This is a genomic window from Armatimonadota bacterium, assembly GCA_023511795.1.
Lineage (GTDB): Bacteria > Armatimonadota > UBA5829 > DTJY01 > DTJY01 > JAIMAU01.
Map to the genome: position 1 here is coordinate 76,913 of JAIMAU010000003.1, position 16,377 is coordinate 93,289.

Annotated in this window: 10 protein-coding genes; 6 read left to right on the forward strand and 4 right to left on the reverse strand. The window is 47.0% G+C overall.

Annotation, left to right across the window (positions count from 1 at the left end; all coding sequences use genetic code 11):
• The first annotated feature begins 258 nt into the window (after positions 1-258).
• The 4 genes from K6T99_04650 to K6T99_04665 all read left to right on the forward strand — a co-directional run bounded on the left by K6T99_04650 (position 259) and on the right by K6T99_04665 (position 6,819).
• Positions 259-1,557 (forward strand): nodulation protein NfeD, encoded by a 1,299-nt coding sequence (locus tag K6T99_04650; GenBank protein ID MCL6519097.1) that lies wholly within the window; start codon positions 259-261, stop codon positions 1,555-1,557.
• Positions 1,554-2,327: an SPFH domain-containing protein gene (locus tag K6T99_04655; GenBank protein ID MCL6519098.1), complete on the forward strand. Its 774-nt coding sequence runs from the start codon at positions 1,554-1,556 to the stop codon at positions 2,325-2,327. Before K6T99_04650 ends, K6T99_04655 begins: the two co-directional genes overlap by 4 nt.
• A gap of 275 nt (positions 2,328-2,602) precedes the next feature.
• A complete protein-coding gene (locus K6T99_04660) occupies positions 2,603-4,666 on the forward strand; it encodes a hypothetical protein (protein MCL6519099.1) in 2,064 nt (687 codons plus the stop codon).
• Between the two features lie 71 nt (positions 4,667-4,737).
• Positions 4,738-6,819: a hypothetical protein gene (locus K6T99_04665; GenBank protein MCL6519100.1), complete on the forward strand. Its 2,082-nt coding sequence runs from the start codon at positions 4,738-4,740 to the stop codon at positions 6,817-6,819.
• A 42-nt stretch (positions 6,820-6,861) separates the two neighbouring features.
• On the opposite strand, the gene K6T99_04670 is transcribed toward K6T99_04665, so the two are convergent.
• Positions 6,862-7,623, reverse strand: coding sequence for an MBL fold metallo-hydrolase (locus K6T99_04670; protein MCL6519101.1), 762 nt, complete (start codon positions 7,621-7,623; stop codon positions 6,862-6,864).
• Between the two features lie 219 nt (positions 7,624-7,842).
• Here K6T99_04670 and serC point away from each other — a divergent pair, with 219 nt between their 5' ends.
• Together serC and K6T99_04680 are read left to right on the forward strand one after the other, a co-directional pair.
• Positions 7,843-8,922 carry a 3-phosphoserine/phosphohydroxythreonine transaminase gene (serC, locus tag K6T99_04675; GenBank protein MCL6519102.1) on the forward strand — a complete coding sequence of 360 codons (1,080 nt, stop codon included), beginning with the start codon at positions 7,843-7,845 and terminating at the stop codon, positions 8,920-8,922.
• A 244-nt stretch (positions 8,923-9,166) separates the two neighbouring features.
• Positions 9,167-11,107 carry a family 14 glycosylhydrolase gene (locus tag K6T99_04680; protein ID MCL6519103.1) on the forward strand — a complete coding sequence of 647 codons (1,941 nt, stop codon included), beginning with the start codon at positions 9,167-9,169 and terminating at the stop codon, positions 11,105-11,107.
• 246 nt (positions 11,108-11,353) lie between these two features.
• Here K6T99_04680 and K6T99_04685 read toward each other — a convergent pair whose 3' ends face one another.
• The 3 genes from K6T99_04685 to K6T99_04695 all read right to left on the reverse strand — a co-directional run bounded on the left by K6T99_04685 (position 11,354) and on the right by K6T99_04695 (position 16,326).
• Positions 11,354-12,517 carry an acyl-CoA dehydrogenase family protein gene (locus K6T99_04685; GenBank protein MCL6519104.1) on the reverse strand — a complete coding sequence of 388 codons (1,164 nt, stop codon included), beginning with the start codon at positions 12,515-12,517 and terminating at the stop codon, positions 11,354-11,356.
• Between the two features lie 283 nt (positions 12,518-12,800).
• Positions 12,801-14,594, reverse strand: coding sequence for an ABC transporter ATP-binding protein/permease (locus K6T99_04690; GenBank protein MCL6519105.1), 1,794 nt, complete (start codon positions 14,592-14,594; stop codon positions 12,801-12,803).
• Complete coding sequence (locus K6T99_04695) at positions 14,587-16,326, reverse strand: ABC transporter ATP-binding protein/permease (GenBank protein MCL6519106.1); 1,740 nt, start codon at positions 16,324-16,326, stop codon at positions 14,587-14,589. Before K6T99_04695 ends, K6T99_04690 begins: the two co-directional genes overlap by 8 nt.
• Positions 16,327-16,377: the final 51 nt, after the last annotated feature.

Sequence of the window (16,377 nt, forward strand, 5' to 3'; positions counted from 1 at the left end):
GCGGTAAATAGTGCGATAAATCTCGATTCCGGTTTTGTTACTAGTTTATATCACCTTCTAGGAATTAGAGTCAAGAGAAATCAAAGCCAACAACTTTTTGGGAAAGGCTTTGGACTTAAAAAACAAAAGGCAATTCTCCTCATAAAGGTTATCTTTACACATCAGACAAACCCAATAGGTTTACTTGACTTTTCTAAAGAAAACCTATAAGATGCTTTCAATGAAAGCCTTTTTTGTAAAAACTTGCAAGGAGAAATCATGCCTAAAACCTTTTCTTCCTTTGCACCGATTCTAGCAATTATACTTCTCCCATTATCGGCAATGGCAGCCTCTGCGCCGACAGTAGATGTCATTCGAGTCGAAGGACCCATAGGCCCTGCCATTGCTCAATATATTCACCGAGCAATCGAAATTGCCGAGCAGGATAACGCCCAAGCGCTTATCATCAAACTGGAAACCCCTGGTGGCCTAGATGATTCGATGCGCGCCATAGTCAAAGACTTTTTCAATAGCCGTGTACCAATAGTGGTATACGTTTGGCCTCAAGGTGCACGGGCGGCTTCGGCGGGTGCGATAATAACCCTCGCCTCGCATATTGCGGCCATGAGTCCTGGAACAGCCATTGGTGCGGCACATCCGGTTAACATCGGAGGTGAGCAAGTAGACAAAACCATGGCTACTAAAATTGAAAACGACGCTGCAGCCTACGCACGCTCCATTGCGAAACGACGTGGAAGGAATGTCGAATGGGCTGAGATGATTGTGCGCAAGAGCATCTCCTCAACCGAAGAGGAAGCTATAAAAAAGAATGTCATTGACATTATTGCCAAAGATATGCGCAACCTGCTCAATCAGCTTGATGGCAGAAAAGTCAAGACAGCTGATGGAATGCATACCATAAACACCAAAGGTGCAACTTTAAAGGAGATTGCGCCTTCAATTCGTGAAAAGTTTCTCCATATAATAAGCAACCCTAATGTCGCTTATATCCTCATGCTAATAGCAGTATATGGAATTATTTTCGAGTTGAACAATCCCGGCTCAATATTCCCTGGAGTAATCGGCGGCATCGCCCTTTTACTGGCTTTATACTCGTTTGCCATTCTGCCAATCAACCTAACAGGAGTTTTGCTAATCGCCTTCGGGGTAATCCTTTTTGTAACAGATCTCTTTGTTCCAGGACACGGAATACTCACAGTAGGAGGGATTATTGCGTTTATTATAGGATCTTTAATCCTTTTTGAAACCAGAACGCCCGCCATGCGAATCTCGATGACGCTTGTAATAACAATGACAATTCTGACTGCTGGATTCTTCTTGTTTGCAGTAGGTGCAGGCGCACGCGCTCAAAAACTCAAAGTAGTTACAGGTGCTGAAAACTTAGTTGGCCAGGTGGTGGAAGCCAGAACCGACCTTAATCCTAAGGGCAAAGTATTTATCGAAGGTGAATACTGGAATGCTATTGCTGAAGGCGAGCCAGTAAAAAAGGGGGAAAGGGTACGAATAATTGCAGTTGATAAATTAACGCTCAGGGTTAGAAAGGAGAACCAGCTATGACAGCAGATGTAACGATTACGGTAATAATTGTCGCACTTTTCTTTTTTGGTGCAATAGTAATGCCTTCTGCAGTAAGGGTCATCAAAGAATACGAACGAGGAGTTGTCCTCAGGTGGGGACGCTTCAGCCATGTAAAATTGCCTGGCTTACGATTTATTATTCCATTTGTAGACACTCTGTTTCGTATTGACCTGCGCATTGTGACGATGGACGTGCCCAAGCAGGAGATGATGACGAGGGATAATGTTCCAGTCACCGTTGATGCAGTTGTCTACTTTCGCGTTGTAAATGCTCAAGATGCCGTTTTGAAGATTGAAAATTTTGTAAAAGCGACGGCTCTAATTGCCCAAACAACCCTTCGAAGCACAGTCGGTCAAGCAATGCTCGACGAGCTCCTATCCGAACGCGAAAAGATAAACGAACACCTTCAAACAGTCATCGACGAACAAACCGAGCCATGGGGTGTCAAGGTTACGAGCGTCGAGATTAGAGATGTTATCCTACCCGACGGCATGAAGCGCGCGATGGCAAAGCAAGCGGAGACTGAACGCGAGCGCCGCGCAAAGATCATCAATGCAGAAGGCGAATTCCAAGCAGCTGAGAAATTGGCTCAAGCTGCGGCGATAATTAGCAAGGAGCCTGCAGCGATCCAGCTTAGGTTCCTTCAGACACTTACTGAGGTTGCGAGTGAACATAATAGCACAACCATTTTCCCAGTGCCAATAGATTTATTCGAGCCTTTTATTAAGAACTTAAAAGAAAAGAAATAGGAATCAAAGCTGAGGCATCCTGGGCCGAATCCTGTTAAATATGCTTGTTTTTACAAACCAGCATATTTAACCCCTGAAGGCTTCTAATCTGCCTGCCATAATCAGTATTAGCTCAGGCACGCGGCAAGCAGACCTCCGAGAAGGTCGTTGCAGAGGCGGACCTGATTATTCAAAAGGAGCGCTAGCAGACTACATCAGTTTCAGCCAGCGCTCCTTTTTGACATCCACTCCACCAAAGGCTTGACACCTCGTTCAATTTTCGCTATTCTCAGCGCATGAGCAACGAACTAAGAGAAGCAATCCAAGCTGGGAGGATCCTCCGCAATTCCTGGCCCCTTTGTTTAAGAGAACATGTTAATCTCTATATTGGCAGTGGCCGTGCTGGTGCATGCTTTGATGCATATGGCTTGATGAACAATGGATTTCGCGGGAAGCCATCCGAGACAATAAGCAACACGCGCCTAATGCATGCTGACCACTGGCATCGAGGCGCATGGGGGCTTGACTACTGGCTACCGGTCGCCCGCATTGCATGGGCAACTACACCACATGAACCGCCGTTGAAGTATCGGCAAGAACTCGACATTTATGAAGGCAGGCTTCGAACGCAAATATGCCGGCCAAGCCTGCGATATGACATCGCCTCCTATTTTCATCCCTACCGCCGAGATCTTCTCGCCATAGACTTGCGATTTGAATCTATTGGAAAGCAAATACCAGATATAATCGTATCGCCTGAGACGGACGTCCATACCCACTACAACCAACATCTGATTGGGAAAGCACAAGGCATAATCTTTGATTCGGAAGCAAAGAGGTGGATTTGCCGCATAAAAGTAGGCAACGCAGACAGCTTCTTATGCTTGCGGATTATTAGCACCCAAGGGGATTGCCATATCAAAGCCGGCACCGACGGCTTGAATATTAGATTTGAAGGGGAAAGTGGAAGTCACTTATTGTTAGTTGGCGTCGGCGGCGCTCACCGTAAGCAAGAAATTGAGCACGAACTTGATTCGATTCGCTCGCCTGAGCAATTCGCCGCAGAAGCAGCGCAAGCCTGGCATAGGCGATGGGGCGATGCATTTATAAACATTCCTGTGCCGCAGTACCAAGCACTTTGGGCAAGGTCCTTATTCTATGTGTTGTCAAGCTATGCGCCAGATGTTCGAGCCCCAGCACCCCCGAACGGATGGTCTGGTAACTGTTGGCCATTTGGATTCCCACAGGATCTCTCATTTATTCACCCTGCCCTCCTAAGACTAGGACATCTCGACATTGCCCGCTCGTGGGTTGAATTCTACCGCCAAAGGCTTCAGAACATGCAGGAGTATACTAGGAGGGTTTACGGCGCCGAGGGTGCAATGTGGGCATGGGAATTCCCAATCGGGCCTGATTCAAAACTCTTAAGCGACGGCTACCCAAACTATTGCCAATTTGAAATCCACAACGCCGCGTACCCAGCAAGAATGGCTCGTGAAGCTGCCATGCATATTCGAAATCAAGAGTGGACATTAGAGGTAGCCTGGCCTATTGTCAAAGAATCGGCGCGGTTCTTCGGCTCAATCCTAAAACCAGAAGATGATAGGACTTGGGGCATCCAAATCAAACCCTCGATGGGGCAGGATGAAATGGGCGGAATAAATGCTAAAAACTACCTTTGCGCTCTTTTTAGCGCTCATTATGCGCTCAAGATTGCACTAGAAATGGCTGAGGAACTTGACCAGCACGAACCCGAGTTTGACCGCTGGAAACAGATTCTCACCGATGGACTTGCTTTCAAGCGCCTATATGATGAAACATCTGGGGTATGTGCTACTTGCGAAGGACAATCAGGAAGCGAGCAAATAGGCAAAGAAAAACATCCTGTCCAGCTCAACCCACTAATTTTCCTACCAATGCGACAGGTGGATGACCATGTGCTTCGTGCCTACGAACGACGTTACGATATCTGTGCCGGAGTTAGAGAGAACATATATTACGGGTGGACACTTGCCGCATATCTCCTCGCCGCGTCACACATGAAGGATGCCGATGGTTTGCTCCACGAGCTTGGCCAATTCCTACGGGGAAAATATGTTGACCCAGATTGGATTCAGATATACGAAACCTCAGGAGCAGTCGGAAGTCCTTTCTACGTCACCAGCCACGGCCTTTACCTCCAAGCACTTAACGATGCCCTGGTTTCCGACTACTGGGGGGAGACCCAGATTGGAGCATCATGCCCCAAGGACTGGATTGATGTATCCTTCCACCGTCTTCGCACGGCAGATGGGTGCATTCATTCCGGCCAGAAAGTGGGTGAGGACTGGAAAGTGTCCACAGAGGAACGCCCAGTATGAAAAATTCCAAAATTTCGCTCTGCTTTGTTCTAATTTTGATAAGCTCGACATGTTGCGCAGGAGGCAAAGAATTGAACCTATCTTTCTGCTCAAGCATTAAAAATGACTTATATTCGGCCCTAAAAAGCTGTGGATATAAATGCCCCAGATCCGATACGGCCATAGACGCTGTCAAGCATGCCAAGCCAGGGTCGGGAGTCCTCGTACTCGCTGATGGTTACCCAAGCGTACGAATCCACATCGACCCTGCAGTTTTTGACATTGCCGCCAATAAAAGGCTTAAGCTTTATATTGAATATCCAGAAGCTATACCGAATATAGAGCTAGCCGAGCCAAGAAAGGTGTGTTGGGAACGCATAGTCGTAGCATCAAGCACATTCGGTGAACACTTACCAATGCTTCAAATCCTTACTGCTCACGAATGCGTCTTTATACCATGCAAAGCAGAAAAGCCACTTCTTGTATTTGCCCGGGTGGCAGGATTTGACAAAGCAGTCTTCGGCCTTCCACAAGAAACACATCCCGCCCTTTTTGAAAAAGAAAACCTTCTAATTGCAACGACCAAATTGAGCAGTTTCATCACCAGCAGGTATGCTCCAACTAAAGCTTGGCAGGCTGTCTGGGAACATATACTTTCCGTCCTCGACCCTGAGAACCGCCCAAGCATCGAGTGGACGCCCATTGTCAGACCAATGTTTGGGCCAAGTCAACCGCTACCAAAGGACTTCGAAGCACGGGCCTTCAAAAAGGCAGTAGAATACTATCATCATTCCCGCCTTCTTATACACTCATCTGAAGAAGAAGAAATACACCGGCTGCTGAAAGCGGGACTTGAAACCAGGCCTGTTCCCAGACCCGATTCTGCTTCCGGCGATGGCTCGCACGGCATTCTAGAAGGCTATGCTTCCCAAATTAGATATGATGGAAGCCAAGACCAAAGAATACCTATTCGCTCAGACTGCAACGCAGAGGTGGCAATGGTGCTTGCGCTCAGCTGGGCGGTAAATGGGGATGCGAAAAGCCGAAATGTTGCGCAGAACTTGCTAGACTATGTTTACTTCACATCGGGCATGCACAGCCGAGAAAGAGGTAATCCCGAGCACCCAGCCTTCGGACTCATCAGTTGGGGGAACATCGCTCCAGCGTGGGAGATTGCCAACTACAGCGATGACAACGCACGTGTTGCACTAAGCACTATGGTCGCCGCCGCATGCCTAAATACAGATAGATGGGATGAGAACCTCCTACGCATCCTTCTCGCAAACTTGCGTACTACCGGCACACTCGGCTTTCGAGGTGACCGTATTGACATGCCAAATATTGAAGCACAAGGATGGAAAGCATATAATGACTCGCCGACAATCAACTATTCACCTCATCATGAGTCATACCTTTGGGCGTGCAACCTTTGGGCATACAAGCAGACCGGCTATAAGCCATTCATCGAACGAACAAAAACGGCAATCCGCATGACAATGGAGGCATATCCCAATGGTTGGCGATGGAAAGACAGCATTGAGCGCTCGAGAATGCTTCTCTGCCTTGCCTGGCTAGTTCGACTAGAGGATACTCCCTTACACCGACAGTGGCTGTATCAAATTGCAGACGACCTGATTGCTAGGCAGGACAAGTCGGGAGCAATTCAAGAACTCTTTGGCAGTGGGCCAACCGGTTTCAACATACCTCAATCAAACGAAGCATATGGAACTACCGAGACCCCACTAATACAAGAGAACGGCGATCCAGCAAGCGACCAGCTTTACACAACCGGCTTTGCGCTTCTTGGATTCCATGAAGCATATGCCGCTACTGGAGACAAACGGTTAAAACAAGCCGAGGATAAGTTGGCAGAATTCCTCTGCCGCATCCAAGTTAAAGCACCGAAAATTCCCTATTTAGATGGGACTTGGTTCAGAGCCTTCGACTACCGCAAATGGGACTATTGGTCGGCTTCGGGCGACATTGGCTGGGGAGCATGGTGCGTTGAAAGCGGCTGGGGGCCAGCTTGGATAACCACAGTCCTCGGCCTTAGACTGAAAGGCACTTCAATTTGGGATCTCACTTCTGGCAGCCGGATAATTGAGAAATTCCACACAGTCCAACAGCAAATGTCAGCAAACAAAGGTGGACCTTGGGCAAAAATTGGCAATTGATATCAAAAACAAACCTTTGCCAGCTTTGAAATGTGGGGCATCTCAGAACAATTTTCGTTGATAACTGCGTTTGCCTGGCCGCCAGGTTAGGCTTACGGTATCGCGAAGGGCTACCTCAAGTACAGCATTCCTAAGGCCGGCTTTAGAAAGCTGGCGCTGAACATATTTGCGAGCCAAGCGAGGAGAGTTGTTCGTTTCACTAAGATGCGCAAGCCAATAACATGTAGGGCGGCCGCTCGATGCATGCTCTAATATCAAATTCGCCGCCGCTTCATTTGAAAGGTGGCCGCGATTGCTCAATATTCGAGATTTTAGGAACCACGGGTATGGACCGCTAATTAACTTTTCAACATCGTGATTTGACTCAACAATCGCTAAGTTTGCACCTTCAACCTTCTCAAGGATATCTTTTCTGGCCACCCCTGTATCTGTTACCAACGATACTTTCCAGAACTTGTAATAAACGTTATATCCCACTGGCTCGACCGCATCATGGGAGACTGGGAATGACTCGACAAGAATATCCTTCAATGCTAAAGACGACCCGGTCTCTATAACCAACCAATTTGAGGGAATTTGCCCGAAAGCAATTTCTGAAAGGGTTGCAAAGTTCGCAACAACTGGGATATTGTAAAAACGAGATAATACATAGGCGCTTTTAGAATGGTCGCCATGTTCGTGGGTAAGGAAGATAGCATCTAGGTCGGCCAGCGATACGTAAAATTTCGACAGCCTCTTTTTGAGCTGCCGCACAGACAAACCCGCATCAAGTAGAATTTTCGTACCCCCGGCCTGGACCAGCATGGAGTTTCCCGAACTCCCGCTGCCCAGCGAATGAACAGAGAAATCCAATTTATTTTAGCCCCGTCTACCGCGGTCTCAATTTTCGAATAAATTATAACATATAACGATTGGGATTACAAGCCGCCGGGGGACCGTTAACCAAATCAAGTCAACGTCTTGCACGCCATAGCGCTTATCTGGTAATATAGAACTACGAAATCTCTATTCAAGGAGCAACGCATGGCACGAGTATACAACTTCAATGCCGGACCCGCCGCCCTCCCTCTCCCTGTTCTTGAGAAGGCACAGGCGGAAATGCTCGATTGTGGAGGCGAGGGCATGTCTGTCATGGAAATGTCCCATCGCTCGAAGTTCTACTCCGCGCTAAACGACGCGGCAGAGGAAAACGTCCGAAAGCTTATGGGAATCTCGGACGACTATGCCGTCCTTTTCCTTCAAGGAGGAGCAAGCCTTCAGTTCGCTATGATTCCAATGAATCTGCGCAGAAAAGGAAAGACGGCTGACTATATCCACACAGGAAGTTGGTCATCAAAAGCAATCAAAGAAGCCAAGGTTACTGGAAGTGTTAATATCGCTTGGGACGGCAAGGACGAAAACTACATGCGCATTCCGAAAGAGAGCGAGCTCAACTTGAGTCCTGATGCCGAATATGTACACATATGCTCAAATGAGACGATAGGAGGCATCCGCTATCCTACATTCCCAAAAACTACAGCCCCATTGGTCGCCGATATGTCGAGTGAGATAATGTCCAGAGTGATAGACGTAAATCAGTTTGGATTGATTTACGCTGGGGCGCAAAAAAACCTAGGGCCATCAGGATTAGCTCTCGTTATCATCCGAAAAGACCTGATGGATCGCTGTCCAGAAGATGTTCCAATATTCCTACGATACAAGACGCACGCAGAGGAAAAGAGCCTTTACAACACGCCAAATACATGGGCGGTCTACATTCTAAAACTCGTGACCGATTGGGTAACCTCTCTCGGTGGCATAGAAGCAATACAGAAAATAAACGAAGCAAAAGCAAAGGCAATCTATGATGTGCTAGACTCAAGCGACTTTTGGATTACCCCTGCTGACAAGGAAAGCCGCTCAATTATGAACGTAGTTTGGCGCCTGCCAAGCGAGGAACTCGAAGAAGCCTTTGTCAACGAAGCTAAAAAAGAAGGATTAGTAGGTCTAAAAGGTCACCGATCTGTTGGCGGGCTCCGTGCAAGCATTTATAATGCCGTAGGTCAGGATGCTGTAGACGCCCTCGTCTCATTCATGAAAGAGTTCGAGCGCAAGAACGGATAAACTGACAAATGAAAAATTGTTGATGAAAGGCCGGGGCATGCCCTGGCCTTTTGTTTTTATGGAATTCACAACATTTAGATAAGCAGGATTCCAAACTCCGTATTGCTAAATCAATAGCAACATTGATTTTCTTTTAACCTTAAGCTACCAAACTTATCAAATGGCGAGAACAAAACCTATTTCTTGTTCTTTGATGCTAAGCTCCAACTGCTATATAGTCTTCCAAGGGAGAAAAGAATCAGCAATGATAAAGATAACTTACATACTTATCGCATTGACAACGGCATCATTAGCCGCCTCTGAGTCTACAGCAAACAAGCAAAAGATGAATCTGCCTATCATTACTGGCAATTTCAGCGTATTATGGATCCAACATTCACCGGTTGGAGCATTTCCGGATCCTGCGTTTAACGGCGAACCTGTGCCGCCGGCGGAAAACTGGTCAGCATACGCCAAGACTGGCATAAAGGCATACGAAGACTATGTGGCATGGGGTGCGGTTGAACGCGAACCTGGCAAATGGGATTGGAGCAGACAGATAGAAGTTGCCAAGAAGCAAAATGCAGGAGGTTTGGAATATGATCCATATCTTTGGCTCCAAAATCCGCCTGCCTGGATGCGCGAGGGGAAGTTGCCAAACGAACCTGATGCTCCTAGTCATTTCACAATGATGAAATGCCTTGAGCATGACGAGGAAACGTATACATTTTCAATATGGGATCCTGCAACCCTTAAATGGTTCGACCGATTCTACAAGGAAATGTCAAAGGCGCTTGGCGGGAAAATCGGGAGAACCTACGTTGGGCTTGTCGGCCCTTATGGGGAAGGGAATTACCCGCTTCCAATTCCCGATTGGGTGAAAATTGGCCATTGCCACGAAGGCTATTGGTGTGGCGATAAATACGCCCGCAAAGCTTTCTGCGAAGATTTTCAAAAGCACTACCGCAGTCTAGAGTCATTGAACAAAGCTTGGGGGACCAATTTCCGTAAATGGGAAGACCTAGAGTTTCCACCCGAGATAAAAGCAGGAAGGGTGCTGAAAGCTGAAGAACGCAACGATCCAAAGTCACGACGGCGCTGGGTGGATTTCATCAAGTGGTATCACCAATCGATCATTGACTTCTCGGTTGAAGTAGCAAAAATTGCCTGCAGATATTTCCCTCCTCAGAAGCTAAAGATGAAGCCAGGCGGCTCTGCAGGTGGTGTAAACCCAATCGCCTGGGGAACATACTGTCCAGGGTATGCAAAAGCTATCGGAGAGCTGAAGGTGAGAAGCTCAAATGGCAAGATTAGACTCCAACCAGCCGACTGCCACGGAAAGCCATTTGGCGACAGATGGTATGGAACTGCCTATCGGTTCTATGGCATTCCACTCACCACTGAGCCTGCTGGAGGTCTCGATAGGAGAACCTTCCTTCGCCGGGTCTTCATGGACGCTAGCAATGGCGCAACCGAAATGTTCAGCTATGAATGGGACAAGCACAAACTAGATGGCTTGAGGTGGATACACCTCTATCGTGGCATACCCTCGATTACCGACGTTGCCGTTTATTGCCCAACAACATGGTACCGAATGAATGGCGACCTGTGGCCCGCAATTCACACTGCTGACTCTCTACGCGACATCACGGACTTTGAGGTGGCAGACGAACTTCTAATTGAAGATGGCTATCTTGAAAATAGCAAAATTCGTGTGCTCATATGGCTACAAGGCTCGGTTGTGGAGCGCACAGTTATGCAGAAAATTGTAAAATGGATTAAAAGCGGCGGCATACTCGTCGCTGGAATGCCAAAACCCCCAACAGATGTTGAAGGCCGAGATGACTTAGGAATAATTTTATCTGCCGGAAACCGCTCATCATCGACGACTGCAGAAACCACCATATTCTCGCTAGGCAAAGGCTTGATAATTAGATATTCAAAGGAACCAAAGCCAAAAGATCAAACCTTTAGGGAGTTGGTTTATAAGGCAGTTTACCATCCCGAACAGTTCAAACCAGGCCTAAAAGGCGCTCCAGAAATTGATGGCAAGTCTGACGGTGTCTGGACCGCAGTCTTCCCTGATATGCTTCTTCTATATAACAACAACGACAAACCTGTGGATGTTGAGCACCATTGGTGCGGGCAGATAATCAAATGCCGCATTATTGAAGGTGAGTTAATCAAAATCCCTGCTAGGAAATAGTAAAATATCTCGCATCCCAAGGTAGAAACAGCCTTGGTATTCCAGCCACCTGATGCACTGTTGAATTTGGTTTGGGGGTGTTTATTGGTACAAAGAATGAGGATTGTGATTTCAGGATTATTCGAGGACACCAAAGCTAATTCCTTGGCGCTTAGAAGAAAAGCGCAAAGAGGAAAGAGAACCTAGGTTGTCTCTTTCCTCCGCTGTTTCATTTTGTCCGGCAGTTAGCTCAGGCTGAATTAATTATTAATCACCGCTTGCTGCTGCTGCGATTAAGCCCTTAGAAATTTCCTCGCGCTGTATTTGATTGGTCCCCTCGTATATCTGGGTTATTTTTGCGTCGCGCATGTATTTTTCAATTGGATATTCCTTCATATACCCATATCCGCCGAAAATTTGGAGGGCATTAGTTGTGACCTCCATCGCCACGTCAGATGCAAAGCACTTAGCCATGGCAGAATACATTGCAGCTTTCTTGGGCTTCGCTTGGTCAATCCACCTGGCGGTCGCATAGATAAGTGCCCTTGCTGCTTCAATCTTCATTGCCATATCCGCCATCATCCACCGCAACCCTTGGAAAGCACAAATCGGTTGGCCAAACTGATGTCGCTCACGAGAGTATTTCACTGCTAGGTCCAGCGCCCCCTGAGCAATTCCAAGCGCTTGGGCGGCGACGCCGGGGCGTGATACGTCGAATGTCTTCATTGCGATGAAGAAACCCATGCCTTCCTTACCAAGAAGATTCTCCTTCGGCACCCGGCAGTCTTGAAAAATCAACTCGCGGGTAGCGGATGCCCGTATGCCCATCTTGTTCTCTTTCTTTCCGAAGGAAAAGCCCGGCGTGCCTTTTTCTACGATGATTGCGGAAATTCCACGTGGGCCTCTGGTGGGATCGGTAACGCAAAAAACGGTGTATATTTCGGCTTCACCACCATTGGTAATCCACTGCTTTGTGCCATTGAGGATGTAATGGTCACCATCAAGAACTGCCTTTGTCGCAACAGCACTTGCATCCGAACCTGCATTTGCCTCAGTTAGTGCAAAAGCAGCCAGCGTACCCGAAGCAATCCTAGGGAGATACTTCGCCTTCTGCTCCTCGTTTCCGGCAATAAGTATAGGCATAGTTCCTAGACCAGTTGCCGCAAACCCTAGGGATATGCCGCCGCAAGCTTTGGAAAGCTCCTCGGTTACTATGCACATGTTTGTGATAGGCATGCCTAGGTCCATGCCCTCGTATTCCTCGGGAATAAAAACGCGGAAAAGGTCCGCATCGGCGATTGCCTTGGTTATTTCCCAAGGGAACTCCCCAGTCTCATCAAATTCGGCGGCAACGGGACGTATGCGCTTCTCTGCAATTTCACGCGCAACTTCGCGCATCATTTGCTGTTCTTCCGTGAAGAAGTAATCCATATTCGATACCTCATTCCTCGTCCTTAAAACTTGAAGGGCATGGATTCAGAAATTCATAATCTGAAAATTTTGCCCTGAAAATATATCATTTAAAGGTGTTGTTCAGCGCCATAATCAGGCTCTACAACCAAGGGGATTTTCACCGAATTCCAATGGTGTTCCTTCTTTAAAACGGACTTGAAGCTTTGTAATAGAATAATTTTTATGGAAAATGCTTATTATCCGAACATCTGTAGAAAATTAGGCTAGTTTCTTAGAGGCTTTTAATTTCTAAAACTAACTTTTAGGATTTGATTTCTTCCTCAGCAACAATCTCCTCGAATTGCATATCATAAAGGCGTTTGTAGAGACCACCTAATGAGAGGAGTTCTTCATGCGTGCCGACTTCCTGCACACGGCCATCCTCAATCACCATGATCATATCGGCCTCGATGATGGTTGATAGCCTGTGCGCAATAACAAAAGAAGTTCTGCCTTTCAACAGCTGTCTCAGCGCTTGCTGGATAAGCATCTCGGTTTGGGTATCGACGCTAGAGGTGGCCTCATCAAGTATTAAAATCCTAGGGTCGGCAAGGAGCGCACGTGCAAATGAAATAAGCTGCTTTTGTCCAGCCGAAAGCTTTGAGCCGCCCTCACGAACATCGGTATCGTAACCCCTCGGCATCTCAATAATGAAATCATGCGCACCAACAGTTTTTGCCGCTGCCTCGACTTCTTGATCGGTCGCGTCCAAACGACCATAGCGTATATTCTCTTTAATGCTTCCAGGAAAGAGAAATGGATCTTGGAGGACCACACCCATTTGTTTCCGCAACGAACGCATTGAAACAGTGCGTATATCAATGCCATCTATCAAAATTGCCCCATCTGTTACATCATACTGCCTGCTCAAGAGATTGATTATCGTTGTCTTTCCAGCACCAGTTGGACCTACAAAGGCTACCGTCTGCCCAGCTTTGACATGGAAACTCACATCTTTAAGAACTAGCGTCTTGTCGTATGCAAAGTTTACATGTCGGAACTCAACATCCCCGCGAATCGGCGGCATCTCAATGCAGTTTGGTTTGTCACAAACATCTGGTTGAGTTTCCAATATTTCAAATATTCGCTCAGCACCAGCCATTGCCGACTGCATAGTGTGATAGAGGTTGCTTAGGTCTCGAATAGGTTGAAAGAACTGATTCATATATTGCACGAACTCCACCAATATACCTATGGTGAGTACCCCTGCTGCAACCCTAAGTCCGCCATACCAATAAACCATACAGACTGCTACCATACTGAGCACAGATATTATAGGCACAAAGGTTGCGTGCACACGAGCTGCGTTCATAAACGCTCGCCGATTCTCCAGATTCACCTGCTTGAAACGGCGCAAGTTTTCTTTCTCTCGCGAAAACGATTTGACCACGCGAACGCCCGATACATTTTCAGCAACAGTAGCCGTAACGGTTGCAACCTTCTGGCGAACATCCCTATAAGCAATTCTAGCTTTTGTGCGAAATACCGAGGTTACTATCCACATAAATGGCACAAGGCTGAACGTCATCAATGAAAGTTGAAGATTTTCCCGCACCAGGATTACTATAATTCCTATAAGCATTCCAACGTCCGCAATTATGGATAAAGTTCCCGAAGTTAACAACTCATTTACTGCTTCCACATCGCTTGTGAGCCTAGCAATCAATCTACCAACCTCGCGCCGGTCGAAGAAGCTTAAGGACATGTTCTGAATATGAGAAAAGAGACGATGTCGGATATCATGAAGGACGCTTTGGCCAAGCCGCGATACAGATAACGTCTGCCAATAACTTGCCAACCACCTGGCAAGATATGTAACAACGTAAAGAATTGCAACAATTTCAAGCACACGCAAATTCTTCGCGGATATGCCTTCGTCTATTGCCGCTTTCCATAATTTAGGTATTATTAGTCCCAAGCCAGAGGTCATCAGAACTGTCAATGTTGCAATTACAAGTTGACTCTTGTATGGCCTCAGAAATACAAGCATTTTCCTTGTCAACTTGGGATCGAAAGCTTTTCCCAATACTTCATCGTCGTAGTATGGCTTAGGCATACTGTTCCTCCTGGGCGCGGAATTGGAGGTTGTAAATCTCAGCGTAAAGGCCGCCTTTAGCTAGAAGCTCCTCGTGAGTGCCTACCTCGACGATTCTGCCTTTATCAAGCACAACAATTTTATCTGCTCTCTTGACCGTAGATATGCGCTGGGCAATGACAAAGGTAGTGCGTGATTCAGTCAGCGATACAAGCGCCTTTTGAATGAGCATTTCCGTCTCGGTATCCACACTTGAAGTTGAGTCATCTAAGATAAGTATGGGCGGATTCATAAGAAGTGCACGAGCGATTGCTACCCTCTGCTTCTGACCGCCCGAAAGGTTTACCCCACGCTCGCCTATTTGTGTATCATAGCCATCAGGCAAAGAATCTATGAAATCATGGATGTTCGCGGCCTTAGCCGCCTCAATCACTTCCTCCAGCGAAGCATCGGGTTTCCCATAAGCGATGTTTTCCCGTGCAGAATCGCCGAAAAGGAACGTTTCCTGAGCAACAATTCCAATATTTCGCCTGAGCGATTCCAGCTTGTATTCTCGAATATCTACCCCATCTATAAGAATTGCACCCTCTGTCACGTCATAAAACCTTGGCAAAAGATTAATGATTGTACTCTTCCCCGAGCCTGTTGGTCCAACAAGGGCAACCATTTCTCCTGGCTTCACTTCTAAATTGATGTTGCTCAGCACGCGGCTACCATCGCTGTAGCTAAAAGAGACATTTCTGAATTCGACATGCCCACGACAGTTTTTGAGCTCCTTCGTTCCATCTTTTAAATGGGTTTCCGGATGTGTATCCAGTATCTCAAAAATCCTATCCGCAGCGGCGACAGCATTTTGCGCCATATTCACAATCCATCCAGTCATGCGCACAGACGAAATTAGGCGCACAAGGTATGCGTTAAACGCCACAAGTTCACCAAGCTTCAACGTCCCACTAATTACTTGGGAGCCACCATACAAAAGAACCAAGGTTGTCCCCATTGCAGCAAGGAAATCCATCATCGGCATATAAACTGCAGACACCTGGGCAGCCTCCAAGTTCCGCTCAAGTAATGCATAAGATTGTTTGTCGAACTTGGCGATTTCATGGTCTTCGCGAGCAAATGTCTTTACAACGCGGATACCAAGCAAATTCTGCTGAATTGCTGTGGTCATGTCGCCTCTTTGGTTTTGTATTGCGGTGAAAAGAGGACGGATACGTCCACCATATCTAAAAACGGCTGAGATTAAGAACGGCGTTGTGGAAAGGGCAATCAGGGCAAGCTTCCAGTTCATATAAATACACATAAAAAGCACCCCGATGAAAACCAACCCATCGCTAAGCAAGTGCATTAAGCCGTGGCCGAGAAATCGCCTAAGCATGTCCACATCTGAAGTTGCCCTGGAAATCAGCTGGCCAGTTTCAGCTTCATCATGATAGCTAAATGACAGCCGCTGGATGTGGTCAAATAAGCGGTTGCGAATATCATATATAGTTCGATGCGCAATGTACTCTGTAAGATATTGCTGGCCAAACCAGAAAAACCCACGGATAATCGCAATCCCTACTATTCCAAGGGATAGATATGGTATCAAGTAATACTTACCACTCTTTAAGCCTTCGTCGATTATCAATCTAATAAATTGCGGGTTTAGCAGGTCGAAGCCAGTCACAGCAAATAGGCAAATTGTTGCCAGAAGTATCCAATGCCAATATTTGATAGCAAAGGCAATCAGTCTTCTGACCGTTTGCATGATTCTTATCTCCCATCGGCGGCCAGAATTTCCCTAATATAGCCGCACGCC